This window comes from Limnomicrobium aquaticum, assembly GCF_040545545.1.
Taxonomy (GTDB): Bacteria; Pseudomonadota; Alphaproteobacteria; order Rhizobiales; family Rhizobiaceae; genus Ensifer_A; species Ensifer_A aquaticum.
Window position 1 is genome coordinate 98,042 of sequence record NZ_JBEPMB010000008.1, and the last position, 15,234, is coordinate 113,275.

A 15,234-nucleotide genomic window follows, 5' to 3' on the forward strand; every position below is an offset into this window, starting at 1 on the left:
AGCCTTCATGTCAGATCGTGAAGCGTATGATATGTTCGCCGGCGGAAAGGCGTGCGCTTTCGCCTCCGGGAACTGCTTGTCCGTCAATCGAGAGATTCTTGCGGGCGTCCGTCGCGGCGATCCGTCCCGTTGCGCCTTCCGGGAGTACGACACGATAGGTGGCCGAATTCCCCTCCAGCGACCAGCCGGCTTCGACGCGGCCCAGCCGCGTATCGTGCCAGGCTGAAACCGGGGAAAGCTGCGGCAGGATCGCGGGATCGAGATCGATTTCGCGGAAGCCCGGAGCCGAGGCGACTGGCTTGATGCCCGCGACATATTCAAAGAGCCACTGGCAGACGGCACCATAGGCATAGTGATTGTAGCTGTTCATGTCCGGATCGTAGATCGAGCCGTCCTCGGCCATCGCATCCCAGCGCTCCCAGATCGAGGTGGCACCGCGCTCGACCTGATAGAGCCAGCCTGGAACCTTGCGATTGAGGAAGATCTTCTCGGCAAGATCGAGCATGCCGAGTTCCGTCAATGCAGGAAGCAGGGCGGGGGTGCCGATAAAGCCGGTGCCGATGACGCCATCGGTCTCTTCCACCACGCGGCGGAAATAGGATTTCGCCGCCTCGGCATATTCCGACGGAACGAGGCCGTAGAGGAAAGCCAGCGCCCAGGATGTCTGGTCGTTGTGGGCGATGCGGCCGGACGGACTGAAGAACTCGTGGCGGAAGGCAGTGCGGATCTGCTCCGCCCGCGCCGCCAGGCGGCTCGCCGCTGCCTCATCGCCGATGATGCCGGCGATGCGGCTTGCGAGATCGGTCGAGATGAAATGGTAGAGCGTGGCGGCGCAATCGTCGGCGATCGTCGGCCGTGGCTTGCGGTTGTCGCCGACCGGCTGCAGCCAATCGCCGAAGGTGAAGCCATGCTCTCCCCAGACGGCCGGCGGGCGGATGACGGGGCCGTCGGAGATGCCCCAGAGATAGTCCAGCCAACGCTGCATGGCGGGGAAGCATTCGCGCAGCACCGCGTCATCGCCATAGTGCAGATAAACCTGCCAGGGGATGATGACGATGGCATCGCCCCAGCCGGTAGAACCGGCCCAATCGCCGCGCGCATCGATCGGGTGCAGGCGCGTCGGGTCGGGCGAAAAGTGCGGCACAGCCCCATTTGGGCGCTGGTCGTGCATGACGTCGCGCAGATATTTGGTCAGGAAACGCTGACTGTCGGCAAACCAGCAGGCGGTGCCGGCAAAGACCTGCGCGTCGCCGGTCCAGCCCAGGCGCTCGTCGCGCTGCGGGCAATCGGTCGGAATTTCGATGAAGTTCGAGCGCTGCGACCAGATCGAGTTCTCGACCAGCCGGTTGACTGCGGGGACGCCGGAGGTGAAACCGCCGGCCTGCACCGGAACGGAGCTGATCGGAACTGACTGGATTGAGACAAGCTCAACGCCGTCCGGCAGCGTGACGCGGGCATAGCGGAAGCCCATGAAGCTGAAGAGCGGGGCATGGATTTCCTCACCGTCACCCTTCAGCGTATAGATGAGTTCAGCGCGGGCGGAACGATAGTTGCGGTTATCGAAGAAGCGGTCTGGCCCGAGAACTTCCGAATGCTCGACACGAACGGAGGCGCCGGCCCTCCCTTTGACGCAGATGCGGATATAGGCCGCTGCATTCTGGCCGAAATCGAAGACCTGCCTGCCATCGTCCTCGGTCCAGCTGTCCTTCGGCGAAAACGGAGTAAGTTCTTTGACGGGTTCGACTTCATGTGGAACGAGCAGGGTCTTGTCGAACTCCAGGACTTCAACGCCGGCACTGTCTTCCGGCACGATCCGTGCGTCGAAATCCTCACCGTAATAGATGCCGCTTCGGACGACGGGCGTGAAGCCGCTGCGCCATGTCTCGTCGGTCGCAAGCAGGCTGCCGTCTTCGGTCGACAGTTCGGCAATGGCAGCAATCCTGTCGCCCCAGCAATTGAAGATGGGGTTGGAGGCCCAGAGGATCTGGCTGCGATACCAGCCGTCGCCGAGCCAGATTTCGATCCTGTTTTCACCCTCCTGAAGAAGGCCCGAAACGTCGTAGCTCTGAAAGGCGATACGGTCGTCGTAGCAGGTCCAGCCGGGCGTCAGAAGATCGTTGCCGACGCGCTTGCCATTGATGAAGGCACGATAGAGACCAAGCGCCGAGATGGTCAAGCGCACCGGCGAGGAAACCTCCTCGACGCTGAATTCCCGCGAGACGAAAGTTCCGGCCGTACCCTGCCCACCGTCACAGGCGGGAGCGATCATCCGGGCCTTCGGCGAAAATCCGCCGTGTGAAACCTCACCGGCCGCAGCCGTGCTGCGCCCCTCAAACATGTTCATGCTGTCTTGCCTCCCAGGTCTCACTCCCGAAACCCGATTGTGTATAACGTTCTATGTATATCATTCTACAAAACGGATTGCCGCGCAACCGTTTTTTGAATAGTATTGCAGAGAACCGGCAGATCGGATTTTTTAAATGACAGAACAAGGGGTTGGTGGCTCAGGTGAACGCGTCACCATACGGCACGTCGCAAAGGATGCTGGGGTTTCCGTCGCTGCTGTCTCAAAGGTGATGCGCAATGCCTATGGGGTCAGCGACCAGCTACGGCAAAAGGTTGAAGCCTCGATCGAGAAGCTGAACTACCGCCCGTCATTTGCCGCTCGCGGCATGCGCGGACGCACCTACACAATCGGCATTCTCGTCATCGAACTGACCAATCCCTTCCTTCCGCCCGTGATCGAGAGCGTCATCGGCCACCTGTCGGACAATGGTTACAAGGCTCTGGTCGGGGTCGGGCATTCCGTCGATCAGATCGAGGCGTCGATGATCGAGGCGATGATCGACAATCGCATGGACGGCGTCATCGTGATTGCCCCGCGCATCGGGGGGAAATTTCTGGAAACCTTTGCCCAACAGATCCCGATCGTCACAATCGCCCATCACGAACCGAACGCGACGACCTACGACACTGTCAACTCGGACGACCGAGAGGGTGCGCGCCTGGCTGTCCGGGCAATGCTGGATCGCGGCTATCGCGACATCGCCATGGTGGGATACGATTCCCGCGCCGCCGCAGCAACCGAAGTCGCGCGTCAGCGCGAGGCCGGCTATCTGGATGTCATGAAAGAGGCAGGGCTTGAACGCCAGGCCCGAATCCTCCGCCTGCCGCCGCCGGGCGAGGACCGGAGCCAAGTGTTGAAAGCCATTCTGCAGACGAGGGACAGGCCACGCGCGATGTTCGTGTGGTCGGACCTTGATGCCATCCCTTTTCTCAGCACATGTCAGTCGCTAGGCATACGGGTGCCGGAAGATATTGCGGTCATCGGTTACGATAACTCGCCACCCGCAGCCATCCCACTGGTCGGCCTTTCCAGCGTGGATCAGAACCCGGAGGAAATGGGCCGCGTTGCTGCAGACTTGCTTCTGTCCAGAATGACAGGTCGGCGCAAGACGCAGCATGTCCTGATCAAGCCGGGCGTGGTCGTGCGCAAAACTATCTAGAGAACGTCCGAGCCAAAAGTGCGTCAGCGGTTTTGCGTCCTGACTTCGAAAAGACAAATGGATAGAGCGTTACAGGTGATCCGGATTTCACCGAATACTCTAGCCGTCGCTTACTGTTCTTGTCCCTTCAAGGCGAGAACGCCAACTGTCCTACGTCAATCCAGCATGGATCGTCTCGCGCGACCCCTCCCGGATGGAGGCGAGAACCTGCTTCTGGAGCATGATGAATTTCGGCGTGGAAATCGTGTCAAGATGACGTGGGCGGGCAGGTCCCACATGATAGGTGGCGATGATGCCGCCGGGATTGATACTCATGAACACGATCCGGTCGGAAAGACAAACGGCCTCTTCGACATCATGCGTGACGAAGAAAACGGTCAGCTGACGGTCCACCCAGATGTTCGTCGGCAACTCCTGCATCTGATGACGCGCGACATCGCGGCAATCGGCCGGGCGGAAGCCTCGCCGGCTGCAGGGCGAATTCGACGAATTGCTGGGCGGTCAGCCAGGGCAGCAGCGTATAAGACTCACGCCCTGCTGATCGGAGAATGTGAATAACTTCTCAACCGAAATTAATAGGTCCCGAGCCTGGGATGTCCGATTTGGGACGGAGGGCGGCGACGCCAGACTTCGCGGATTTCAAGCCGTGGAGCAAAATCTTCCTCCTACGCTTGCAACCCGCCGCTCACTCCGCCGGAGTGGCAGTCCTTCGCCGGCCGCGCCGAAAGCCGGCTCGCTTGCCCGGCGGATAGGCGCGGGCGAGTTGGTTCAGGCCGATGCGATGCTGGGTCATCTCGCGGCGTGTCTCGTGAATGTCTTGGCGGAGAACGAGATCGGACAGAGGGCGGGCGGAGCAAAGAAGCAGGAAGCCGGCCTGCCCGTCTTCCGGATAGCGAGTGAGCGCGGCGCTGTCATCGACCTTGCCGGAGACGAGTTTGGCTGCGCAGGCAAGGCACCAGCCCTGTTCGCAGATGAAGGGCGTTTCGATACCGGCATCGATCAGGGTGTAGAGAAGATATTCGTCGGAGGGGGCCTCGAAGGTCCATGATCCATCCGGGCGCTCAAGGCGGATCGTGAAGATTTGTGCAGTTGCTGCCTGTTCTCGTTCGGTGTCGGTCCTCGCAACGCAGCTCTCCGTTTCCATTGCTACCACCGCGTATCGGGCAAAATGACATCGCCAATGCGGCCCATGGCATAGCCATGCGCGGCCTCGGCAATGCGCAGCGCGATACTGAGTTCGGCGCGGCTTTGCGGGGCGAAGACGACGAGGCTTTGCGGCGGCACGGCGCCGGCCATGTAACGGGCAAAGGGATGGATCGTCGCCCAGCCGTGATTGACGACCTTCTGTGCCCATTCGGGCCTTAAGCCCAGATGCATCGATCCATCGGGACGCAGATTGACCCAGCAGGGTGCACTGACGAAGGCTTCCGGCTGACCGCGTGCGAGCTCCTCCTCGAGCCCGAAGCCGAGGCCAGGCGCGTTGAGCGGCGTGTCAGCCGGAATGACGCCGGGGAGTTTGCCGAGCGCATCGGCCATGGCGTCGACGATCTCGGACGTGGCCTGCGCCTCTTCCTGAAGGCAGGGCCATTTGGGAGAGAGCCGCGGCCGTGGCGCAGTCCTGTGCGCGAGCCGGCGCAGGCTGGGCGCCAGCATCCAGACGGGCAGGTCGGCGGGGGTGCTTCTAGCCAAAGCTGTCATAGTGAATGCGGGTGATGGCAACGCCCGCCTCCTTCAGATGCGCCTTCACGGCATTGACCATGACTGGCGGACCGGCGACGTAGAATTCCGTTGCGGCCGGGTCGTAGGAGAGCGAGGCGAGAACATCGAGCGCTCGACCGATTGCATGGCCCGGCATGCTTGTCTCTTCCTCGACGCAAGGGATATAGATCGCGCCGGGAACGCGCGCGACCGCCTCTTCCAGTTCGTGGCCCGCGGCGAGATCGACGGCGCGGCGGGCGCAATAGACGACATCGACGGGGGCGGCAAAATCGACCTCGTCACGTGCCGCCTGCCGCACCAGCGAGAGGATCGGCGAAATGCCGGTCCCGCCGGCGATGAAGACCTTGCGGCCGGGGCGCGGCTTCAGCGTGCAGGTGCCGAAGGGCGCTTCCAGCATCAGCCGGTCGCCGGGGCGAAGGTCTGCCAGCGCATTCGAGCCCGCGCCGCCGGGATAGCGCTTGGAGATGACCTGCAGGGTCTCGCCATCGGGAAGATTGCACATGGAATAGGCGCGGCGGAGCCTCTCGCCGAGATGCAGGATCGCATATTGGCCGGGCAGGAAATCTGCCCCGCCTTCCGGACGAAAGGTAAAACGGCGGATTTCGGGCGCAAGCTCCTCCACCGCGGTCAATTCCGCCTCCTGCAGGCGGGCGGCGATCACGAGTGGCTGAGGCTCGCCGGGAGCCAGCTTGATGACGAGATCGCTGCAGGCCATGGCCTGACAGGCGACAGTTCGGTTGAGTTTCTGGTCCCGCGGCCCAAGCGCCGGTGCTGCGGGAAACATCAGGTCCGTTTCGCCTTCGACGACCGTGATCTTGCAACTGCCGCAATGTCCCCAGCCGCATTCATGCGGCAGCGTCACGCCGTTGCGACGCGCCGCCTCCAGCAATGTTTCGCCGGCTAATGCCTCGAAGCGCCGGCCATCCGGCTCTATCGTCACCTGAAATGCCATGGGTCTACCCGAGATGAGATGATGGGCCGGCGGCGCGCGCCGGCCACTGTTCGTCAAAGGCCGCAATCGGCTAGCAACTTCTGCTGCGCGTCGATCGTGCGCCGCGCAATCTCGGTGGCCGAGCCGGCACCCGATGCTTTGGCAAAGCCTTCGGCAATGCCCTTGGCCGCTTTCTCGCCGAGTGCCTGCCAGCGAGCGGCCGTATCCTTGAGAAGGCTGCGGTTCGACTCTGCCTTGCCGACCGCATAGGCAACGAGGCCCTTGGTATTGTCCGCCGCATAGCTCTGATCATAGGTGCGGAAATCGGCATGCAGCATGGAGAGGAGCCCATCGCCGTTGCGCTCTGCGATCTGCGCGAATTCCGTGTTGAACAGATGATCGAAGATCGGTCTCAGCACGAGCTGGCGCGAGGCGAAGGCTTCGGTGAAGTCATAGGCGATCAGCTGCTTCTCGACGAGTTCGCGCAGCCCCTGCCATTCGGGCGTCCCGGTCCAGGTTAACCGGGCGCGTTCGGTTTCGGCCAGTTCCGGCCGGCCGGTGTCCATGGCCAGGACCTGCGCCAGATAGGCCTGCCGCTGCACGCGGCGCATCTCGTTCGCCATCTGGAAATAGAAGGTATTCGTGACAAAAGCGGAGGGCGCCATCTGGCCGAGATAGACGGCGCTCATCTGCGCCGCATGTCCGGGGAACCTGACTGGAAGATAATAGTCACGCAGGAAATCGAGCCATGCCGGGCTCAGCTTCTCGTAATGACCGCGCGCCTCGAACTCGTCGATTAGGTTGTCGCAATAGACCTCGCGGTCCTTCTGCTCTTCGACGAAGCGGCGATAGGTATAGGCGCGCACGTCGCGATAGCCTTCCCAGTCGTCGACCGAGGCGACGAGGGGCGAGTTCTCGCGGTTGGTGCGGTAAAAGACGTTGATGCTCCAGTCTTCCGAAAGCTCGAACGGGGCCGGCTCATTGCGGAAGTGGTTGTGGAACTTGAAGGTCACGGCCTCGTATTCCGAGGGCACGCGCTTCTCTGTCCAGAGGCTCCAGGGCTGCTTGCGCTGCCGGCCTTGCGATTTTGCGACTGCCATAATTCAATCCTCCCGTTCGCATGCGCGCGCTTCCTTCAGCGGATGGCATGCTGAAATTCAAACATCCGAAGCAGCTATCAGCCCTTCAGCGCCCATTCCCATTTGTCATCCATGGTCGTCAGCCGGCCGGCGAAGGACACGAGGCTCGGTTCGAGTTCCGACAAGCGGAACGGCCGGCCGAGCTTTTCGACCATGCTGCGCTGGGTCAGCACGAATGCCTTCTCCGCCTGCACCCGGACATAGCCCGAGCGGTCCTCGACGAAGATTTCGCGGTCCGGATTGTCGGCTTCCGCCGCATCGATCACGGCATTGATGATGTCATCGTCCACACCCCGGATGATCGGACCGACGAGCTTCATTGCTGGTTCTTCAGACATTGGTCTTCCCCTAAACCTGTTCTTCTGCTTCGTGGCGGAGGCGGCGCAGCCGCCCGTCGGTCGGCACGCCGATCAGCACGTCGTCGCCGTCGAGCCGGACGTCGTAGTGGTAGAGCCGGCAGCCGGAGGGGTTGATGCCCTTGCCGGTTTCCATGCTGAATTCCCACTCATGGGCCGAGCAGGTGATCGTGCTGGCGTCGAAATCGATCTTGCCGTCGGCCAGCAGGATTTCCTGGTGCGGACACATGCCCTGATAGGCGCGGATGCGGCCGCCCGGCATGTGGATGACGATGACCTGTTCGCCTTCGATCTCTGCGTCGATGAAATCGCCCTCCCACAGATCGTCGAGCGTGGTGGCCTTCACCCATTTCAATGGATCATTCGACATAGCCGGCCTCAACGTAATCCATCGGTCCGATGCCGCTTTCCGAGAACTTCATCGACGCGGGCAACTGCTTGTCGTTGAACCAGACGGCCATCGGCAGGTTGCGCCCGGCAACCCGCAGGTTGACGGCGTGATGGGCGATCTTGGCGGCGACCGTCGCCATGTCGTCCTCGTCATCGACAGGGATGAGCTGCACCAGAAAATCGCCGTGAAAGGCGGCCTGCAAGGGGACCATTGCCATTGGAAAATTCCTCCCATGAAATTGATAGGCGAGCCGCCCCGCCGCCTCCCGCGGCGGGACAATCGCGAAGCTCGGGCTTACTCAGCCGCCATGCGCATCTGCCGCGCCCAGGCATAGTTGTCGGCGTCATTGCCGGCGACTTCGGGCGTGATGCTCATGTATTTCAGTGCGCCTTCGAGGTTCGGCGGCTGGATATGACCGGCGAGGAACCGGTCGACGACCGAGAGATGCGTGTCGTAACGTTCCGGCTGGCTCTTCCAGACCCATTCACAGCCTTCCGAACAGAAGGTGACGCGGCGGCCCTTGTAATTGAGCATGAAGGGCTTCTTCCCGACCGAGCGGCCGGTAACCGGCAGCTGGCAGCAATTGCACACCATCGGCAGCGTTTCCGGATAGGTCTTCTCGATACGCCCGACGCGGACGTTTTCGGTGATGACGTCCCAGTACTTGCCGAAGCGGTCGTTCCAGCCCGGATATTTCATTTCCAGCCAGTCGCGCTCGTCGGCGGAGACGCCGGCATCCGGGTTCCACCAAACGGTCGGACGCCAGAACCAGACGCCGAGATGCTGGGCATGGTGATACCATTCGAGCTCGGGCAGGAAATGCTCTTCCCAATACCAGGGAAGGTCCATGCCGAGATCCTTGAACTGATCGACGAACTGACGGCAGATCCACTCGGTCATGAACTCCTTGAAGCTCATCGTGCGGTGTTCGAGCGGGGTGTAATAGTCCATCGAGAAGCCGGTGAGCAGGCCGAAGATGCGCCAGGAGCGCCAGAACATCTGGTCGACCAGCTTCTGTGCTTCCGCCTTCTTGCCATTCTCGATCAGGATCTTCAGCGTCGGCTCGCCCTGCTGCGAATGGCGCGCCTCGTCCGTCTGGATCGAGGAGATCAGCGCGCCGAATTCGATATCGCCGACATGCAGCGCATCGGCCGACATGCCGAGGAACTGAAGATTGGTGAAGCCGGTCTCGAAGGTGAAGGTGAGCTGGATGGCGGTCGAGACGGCATCGTTGGCGGTGAACATGTCGTCGAACAGGGAGCGCGCGGCAATCGCGGCCCATTCATTGGTGTGGACCGTCTTGTGGGCCCAGTCCATCTGCGGGTCCTTGTCGGTCAGACAATAGGGGAAGTAGATCTGCGCCTGACCGTGGCGGGTTTCATCAAGCGTGCCGAAGCTCGCCATGTTGCGCCACGCGGCGGCGCGGCCGAAGCGGGCCATGCGGGCCTCGCCGATGGAGGCGAGATATTCCGGGATCGGGATCGCGCCATAATGCGCCTTGACCGCCGACTTCCAGCCCTCGTCCAGCTTGTCATACATGTCGGAGCGGGCAATCGTGGAGCGGATCGAATAGATGCCCGCATCCTTGCCCGCCTGATTATGCACATATTCACGGTAGGTCAGCTTGTAGGGCTCGTCCCAGCCCCACCATTTGGTATTTTCGATGCCGAAGCTCTTCGACAGTTCTTCGGGGAACACTTCCTGTTCCGTGACATAAGTGAACGCCCAGTTCATGTCGCGCGCGACATCGTAATAATCGTGACGTTGCAGTTTAGGCATCGAATTCACCTCCCAGTTCGATCCGTGCCGCTCCTTACACGGAGCGTGCAGCCCCAGGACGAGGCCGCGTTTCATGTGCGTCGATGCCGGGCGCGCCTTGAGAGTGATCTGGACACAGCTCTCCGTTCCGCGAATACTCCTCCGTAAGCGCGGTGGCAGGTTGTTCAGCCCGGCAATCTTGTACGACTAAGGGCCAATTTAGACGCCTATCTTTGGTTTTCCTTTGGTTTCGGGATCATTCTTGAAAAGAATCAAGAGAAGCGGAGATTTTCCGTATTTCGATTGATTATCAAATGGATAAACGCAGAGAACGGCCGGGCGAAACCGCCGCGGCCGTTCTTCGTTAGAGGGAAATATGCTTATCGGCCGATCAGGCTCTTCAGCCGGTCGGGACCTTCCGCCAGATCGGTGTCGCTTGGCGAAATGCCTGCGGCGATCAGCCGTCGGGCAACCATGTGGTCACCGGGTCGGTTGACGCTATCGACGGCCAGAAGCCGGTCGCCGGCATAGTGATAAACCGAGAAGGCGGGCTCGCCCAGTGCGCCGGAGCGCACATGCCGGTCAGCCCCGAAGGAGAGACCGGCCATCTGCAGCTTCATGTGTCCCTGATCGGACCAGAACCACGGCGTTTCGCGGTAGGGCTCAAGCTTGCCCATGATGGTCCTGGCGACATGCTTGGCCTGATCCGAGGCGTTCTGCACCGATTCCAGCCGCACGCGGCGGCCGGCATGGGCATGCGGGAAATTGGCGACATCGCCGATGGCGAAGATGGCGGGATCGGTCGTCGCAAGCATCTCATCGACTACGATGCCGTTGTCGCAGGCAAGGCCGGCGTCTCGGGCGAGCGCATCGTTCGGCACGGCGCCGATGCCGACGAGAACGAGATCGGCGAGGACGGTCGTCCCATCGGTCAGCCGCACGGCCTTGACCTTGCCCGCATCGTCCTCCAGCCGCTCGATCCCGGTGGCGGTGAGCACGCGGATGCCGAGCTTGCGATATTCCGCATCGACATGCGCCGCGACAACGGGCGAGACGGCGCGGCCGAGGATAAAGGGGGCAAGCTCGATGACGGTTACGCGCTTGCCGAGGGCTGCGAAGGTCGCGGCCGCCTCAAGCCCGATGAAGCCGCCACCTATGACGACAATGTCGCCAGCGGTCTGCATGGCCTCGCGCAAATGCGCCGCATCGGCACGCGTCCGGATCGAATGCAGGCCGGCGAGATCGTGGCCGGCGATAGTCAGCTTGCGGTTGGTCGCACCGGTCGCGATGACTAATCTGTCATAGCTAAGCGTCGCGCCATCGGCGAAACGGATCGCGCGTGCCTGCCGGTCGATCGCTTCGACCTTGCGGCCGAGCGCCAGTTCGATCCGCGCATCCGCATAGGCCTTTTCGGCCCGCAGGATCTGTACGTCCTGGCTTGCATCTTTCAGATATGCCTTGGAGAGGGGGGGCTTGTGATAGGGCAGGTCCGGCTCGTCGCTGACGAGATGGATCGGCCCGTCATAACCGTCCTGGCGCAGGCTGAACCCGATCTGGCTGCCGCCATGACCCGCCCCGATGATGACCACGCCGCGCTGCATGGCTCAGGCCTCCGCCACGGTGACAGTGAGGCCGTCGGTTGCCGCCGAGAGCTTGACCTGACAGCCGAGGCGGCTGGTCGGCCGCTGATGGCTGGCGGTGAATTCCAGCGCGTCCTGTTCCATTGCGTCGGGCGGATCGAGCCGGGCGAAATCCTCATCCGTCAGATAGACATGGCAGGTGGCGCACATGCAGGAACCGCCGCATTCGCCGATAATGCCGTCCACGCCGGCGCGGGTGCCGGCCTGCATCAGGCTTTCGCCGTTGACGACCTCGACGATGCGGCGCGTTCCGTCGCGCTCGATGAATGTGACCTGGCTCATTGTCTGTCCCTTTAAAGAAACTGTCTGCCGCCATCGACGATCAGGGTCTGGCCCGTCATGAAAGCGGCCTGCGGAGAGGCGAGGAAGAGGGCGGCGCCCGCCATGTCTTCCGGCGTGGAGGCACGCTTCAGCGCGCCACGCGTCACGCCATATTCGGCGGCGTTTTCCATCAGCCCGAGGCTCGCTTCGGTGAGCGTGAAGCCGGGGGCGATGGCGTTGACGGTGATGTTGTCTCCGCCAAGTTCGCGGGCAAGTGCGCGGGTCATGGCAATGATCGCCCCCTTGGAGGAAACGTAATGCAGCCATTCCGGCGATCCGCTCATGACGGTGGCCGACGAGATATTGACGATCGAGCCGGATTTCTGCGCCCGCATCACGGGCGCGACGGCCTTCGTCGCCATCCACGCGCCCTTGACGTTGACCGCCATGACGCGGTCCCACTCGTCCTCGGCGATCTGCTCGAAACCCTTGCGCTTCAGCCCGGCATAGATGGCAGCATTGTTGACCAGCGCATCGATGCGGCCGCGCCAGTCTTTCACCGCATTGACAAGAGCATCGAGCGAGGCGGCCTTGGTGACATCGACACCCAGCCCCAGCGCGGTTCCGCCCTCGGCGGCAATCAAATCTGCCGTCTCTTTCGCGCCGGCCTCATTGAGATCGGCGGCGGCGACCATCGCGCCTTCGGCAGCGAAGGCGAGCGCGAAGGTACGGCCCAGCCCACCGCCGGCTCCGGTCACCACGACCACCTTGTTCTTGAACGTATCGCCGCTCATCACGCGCCCTCCCGTTTCATCATGTCTTGGAGCCAGTTCATCGCCTGCCCCTGCGCCACCAGCGCTTCCGCCATGGCGCGACCGTCCTTCGTCAGCATCTGCGGCAGGACGAAATCTTCCAACATCGCGACCGTCTCCTTCGGCGGCGTGCCGAACCAGCCGGAGATCGTCTTCACGCCGTGGCTGGTGAAGCGCCAGAGCTTGTCGGCCTCCTTGACGATCTCGTCTTCCGGCGAAATGGCGTGCTTGCGCGTATCGTGCCCGTCGATAATCGACAGCACCGTCTCGACATCGACGCCGGGGATGGCAAGTGCGAGCAGATGCGGCCGTGCAATCGCGACGCCCTCGACCTCATGCACGCGCTGCAGCTCCGGATATTTCGGCTTCGGGCCGACGGAGTCGGCCAGCTTGTCGACCGGAACCATCTTCCAGCCAACGTCGTGAAAGAGGATGGCGGTGAGCACCGTCGCCTCGTCCACTTCCGGGCGCAGCTTCAACAGCGCGCGGGCGAGCTGATAGGAGATCAGCGTATGCTCGTCGTTGGAGCGCACATCGAGGTAGGGCCGCGCGGCCAGCCAGGTCGGAATGTCGCGATCAAGAAGCGCGCCGCTCATCAGAGGCCCTCCTTGTAGGAGAGGTAAATGCTCTTGTATTCGAGATAGGCTTCGATGCCGAAGCGGCCCTTTTCGCGGCCGAAGCCGCTTTCCTTCATGCCGCCGAAGGGCATGGTGTGGCTGGAGCGGTGAATGTTGTTGACCCAGACAGAGCCCGCCTCGATCCCTTCGGCCAATGTGAGCGCGGTCGCCAGATTTTCCGAGAAGACGAAGCCGGCAAGGCCGTAGCGCGTCTGGTTGGCGAGTTTCAGCGCTTCGCGGCGGTCCTCGAAAGGCATGATGCCGAGGACCGGGCCGAAGGTCTCTTCGGTCATGACCAGCATGGAATGATCCGCATCCGCAATCAGCGTCGGGGGGAAGAACCAGCCGCCATCGTAGAGCCCGCCGGTCAGCCGCTGGCCGCCGGTGAGGATGCGCGCGCCCTTTTCGCGGGCGTCATCGCTCTGCCGCTCGGAATTGCGATAGATCTTCTCGTTGACCAGTGGTCCCATGGCGCAAGACGCATCGAACCCGTCGCCGACTTTGAGTTTATCGACATGGGCCTTCAGCCGGGCAAGGAAATCCTCGTAGACGGCGCGTTCCACATAGCAGCGGTTGACACGATAGCAGAACTGGCCGGAATTGGCGAAGCCGTGGCGGGCAATCGCTGCGGCGGCGGTATCGAGATCGGCATCGGAACAGACAATGGCCGGGCTCTGGCCGCCAAGCTCCAGCGTGAGGCGTTTCATGGTCTGGACGGCCGCGGCCGCAATTGCCTTGCCGGCAGCGGTGCCCCCTGTAAAGGCAATCTTGCGCGGCACGGGATGCTCGATCATCGCCTTGCCGATGCCGGTCCCGCGACCGGTCACCACGTTGAAGACGCCTGCCGGAAAGCCTGCGCGGTGGAAGAGATCGGCGAGCATCAGTGTCGAAAGCGGCGTATCTTCGGCGGGTTTCGCCACCATGGTGCAGCCTGCAATGAGTGCGGCACCCAGCTTGAACGTGAGCAACGTGATTGGATAATTGAAAGGCGTGATCGCCAAGACGACGCCCACCGGCTCGCGCGTCACCAGCATCTTTTCGCCGGCGACGGATGTGAGCGGCATTTCGGCGGTAAGCCGCAACCCTTCCTCGGCGTAGACATCGAGAAGATCGGCGGAACGCTCGATTTCCGTGATCGCGGCGGCAAGCGGACGGCCCAGCTCCAGCGTCAGTGTGCGGCCGATGGCCTGCGCCTCGGCGCGCATCAGCTTTGCTGCGGCTTTCTGAAGGCGGGCGCGCTCGGCGACGGGTGTACGCTTCCAGGCCTCGAAGGCGCGTTCGGCGGCGGCAATGGCGCGGTCCGCGTCCTCTGCCGTCCCGGTCGGTACGGTGTCGATGACATCGCCGGTGGCGGGATTGGTAACGCTCTGGCGCGCGCCGGTGAGCGCCGGGACAAAAGCGCCGTCGATGAACATGTCCATGGGTTACATCCGTTCAGATCAGGTGAAGCAGGAGCGCCTGTCGCGTCAGCGCCAGTTCCTCGGTTGCCATTTTCAGGCCGGCGTCGGTTTCGAGCTGTTGCAGGCCGGTGGCTTCCAGCCGGTCGGCATATTGATGCGGGTTCATCTTGAACCAATCGCAGGCGACCGACACGCCGGTGACGGTGAAGCGCCAGAGCTTGTCGGCATCCCGCACCAGCCGGTCGTTCAGGTGTCGCGGCTCGGGCCGCGTATCATGCCCGTCGATGATTTCGCCGACGGCGGCAATGACATGTTCCGGCCAGCCGGTCTGTTCCAGCACCTCGCGGGAGAGGCGGACGCCTTCGCTTTCATGCAGGAAGCGGACATCCGACTGCATCATGTTCGGGCCGAAACCCTTTTCGAAAATGTCGGTCGCATCGATCGACCACCAGCCGATATCGTGGAGCAGGATGGCCAGCGACACGATATCCTCATCAGCCTCCGGATAGACCTCCAGCAGCTTGCGCGCGAAGGCATAGGAGAGCGGAATATGCACGTCATTCTTGCGCGCCCGCATATAGGTCTCGGCAGCGCGCCAGACGGCGTCGTAGCGGCCGGTCTTCAAGGAAATGTTCACGGTTCTCGTCCTTGCAGTCGTATCCGGAGACGGGCCAGCGTGAGGCCGGCCCGCCATGGTTCAGTCC

General features: G+C 62.4%; 16 protein-coding genes and 1 pseudogene. 1 reads left to right on the plus strand and 16 read right to left on the minus strand.

Going from position 1 to position 15,234, the window contains the following annotated elements:
• Nucleotides 1-10 precede the first annotated feature (10 nt).
• Nucleotides 11-2,269 carry a family 78 glycoside hydrolase catalytic domain gene (locus tag ABID16_RS19620; RefSeq protein WP_354558160.1) on the minus strand — a complete coding sequence of 753 codons (2,259 nt, stop codon included), beginning with the start codon at nt 2,267-2,269 and terminating at the stop codon, nt 11-13.
• Between the two features lie 211 nt (nt 2,270-2,480).
• On the opposite strand from ABID16_RS19620, the gene ABID16_RS19625 reads away from it, so the two are divergent.
• Nucleotides 2,481-3,506, plus strand: coding sequence for a LacI family DNA-binding transcriptional regulator (locus ABID16_RS19625; RefSeq protein WP_354558056.1), 1,026 nt, complete (start codon nt 2,481-2,483; stop codon nt 3,504-3,506).
• Nucleotides 3,507-3,656: 150 nt separating this feature from the next.
• Here the strand turns inward: ABID16_RS19625 and ABID16_RS19630 are convergent.
• The 15 genes and pseudogenes from ABID16_RS19630 to ABID16_RS19700 form a co-directional block, all read right to left on the minus strand.
• Nucleotides 3,657-4,035, minus strand: a pseudogene (locus ABID16_RS19630) (hypothetical protein); the annotation flags it as partial.
• Between the two features lie 156 nt (nt 4,036-4,191).
• On the minus strand, nt 4,192-4,650 hold the full coding sequence (locus ABID16_RS19635) for a 2Fe-2S iron-sulfur cluster binding domain-containing protein (RefSeq protein WP_354558057.1): 459 nt from the start codon (nt 4,648-4,650) through the stop codon (nt 4,192-4,194).
• A 2-nt stretch (nt 4,651-4,652) separates the two neighbouring features.
• On the minus strand, nt 4,653-5,195 hold the full coding sequence (locus ABID16_RS19640) for a luciferase domain-containing protein (RefSeq protein WP_354558058.1): 543 nt from the start codon (nt 5,193-5,195) through the stop codon (nt 4,653-4,655).
• Nucleotides 5,188-6,177 carry a 2Fe-2S iron-sulfur cluster binding domain-containing protein gene (locus tag ABID16_RS19645; RefSeq protein ID WP_354558059.1) on the minus strand — a complete coding sequence of 330 codons (990 nt, stop codon included), beginning with the start codon at nt 6,175-6,177 and terminating at the stop codon, nt 5,188-5,190. Before ABID16_RS19645 ends, ABID16_RS19640 begins: the two co-directional genes overlap by 8 nt.
• A gap of 53 nt (nt 6,178-6,230) precedes the next feature.
• Entirely contained in the window at nt 6,231-7,256 is a 1,026-nt protein-coding gene (locus ABID16_RS19650) for a ferritin family protein (RefSeq protein ID WP_354558060.1), read from the minus strand.
• Between the two features lie 77 nt (nt 7,257-7,333).
• Entirely contained in the window at nt 7,334-7,633 is a 300-nt protein-coding gene (locus tag ABID16_RS19655) for an MmoB/DmpM family protein (RefSeq protein ID WP_112629057.1), read from the minus strand.
• 10 nt (nt 7,634-7,643) lie between these two features.
• On the minus strand, nt 7,644-8,021 hold the full coding sequence (locus tag ABID16_RS19660; RefSeq protein WP_354558061.1) for a monooxygenase system ferredoxin subunit: 378 nt from the start codon (nt 8,019-8,021) through the stop codon (nt 7,644-7,646).
• Nucleotides 8,011-8,259 carry a toluene-4-monooxygenase system B family protein gene (locus tag ABID16_RS19665; protein WP_354558062.1) on the minus strand — a complete coding sequence of 83 codons (249 nt, stop codon included), beginning with the start codon at nt 8,257-8,259 and terminating at the stop codon, nt 8,011-8,013. The genes ABID16_RS19660 and ABID16_RS19665 overlap by 11 nt, the downstream gene beginning before the upstream one ends.
• A gap of 77 nt (nt 8,260-8,336) precedes the next feature.
• Complete coding sequence (locus ABID16_RS19670) at nt 8,337-9,821, minus strand: aromatic/alkene/methane monooxygenase hydroxylase/oxygenase subunit alpha (protein WP_354558063.1); 1,485 nt, start codon at nt 9,819-9,821, stop codon at nt 8,337-8,339.
• Between the two features lie 359 nt (nt 9,822-10,180).
• Nucleotides 10,181-11,401: an NAD(P)/FAD-dependent oxidoreductase gene (locus ABID16_RS19675; protein WP_354558064.1), complete on the minus strand. Its 1,221-nt coding sequence runs from the start codon at nt 11,399-11,401 to the stop codon at nt 10,181-10,183.
• Nucleotides 11,402-11,404: 3 nt separating this feature from the next.
• Nucleotides 11,405-11,722 (minus strand): 2Fe-2S iron-sulfur cluster-binding protein, encoded by a 318-nt coding sequence (locus ABID16_RS19680; RefSeq protein ID WP_354558065.1) that lies wholly within the window; start codon nt 11,720-11,722, stop codon nt 11,405-11,407.
• An 11-nt stretch (nt 11,723-11,733) separates the two neighbouring features.
• A complete protein-coding gene (locus tag ABID16_RS19685; RefSeq protein ID WP_354558066.1) occupies nt 11,734-12,495 on the minus strand; it encodes an SDR family NAD(P)-dependent oxidoreductase in 762 nt (253 codons plus the stop codon).
• The gene (locus ABID16_RS19690) at nt 12,495-13,109 is read right to left on the minus strand and encodes an HD domain-containing protein (protein ID WP_354558067.1); all 615 of its coding nucleotides are present in this window, start codon (nt 13,107-13,109) and stop codon (nt 12,495-12,497) included. The genes ABID16_RS19685 and ABID16_RS19690 overlap by 1 nt, the downstream gene beginning before the upstream one ends.
• Nucleotides 13,109-14,551 carry an aldehyde dehydrogenase family protein gene (locus ABID16_RS19695; RefSeq protein WP_354558068.1) on the minus strand — a complete coding sequence of 481 codons (1,443 nt, stop codon included), beginning with the start codon at nt 14,549-14,551 and terminating at the stop codon, nt 13,109-13,111. Before ABID16_RS19695 ends, ABID16_RS19690 begins: the two co-directional genes overlap by 1 nt.
• A gap of 13 nt (nt 14,552-14,564) precedes the next feature.
• Complete coding sequence (locus tag ABID16_RS19700; RefSeq protein ID WP_354558069.1) at nt 14,565-15,167, minus strand: HD domain-containing protein; 603 nt, start codon at nt 15,165-15,167, stop codon at nt 14,565-14,567.
• Nucleotides 15,168-15,234 lie beyond the last annotated feature (67 nt).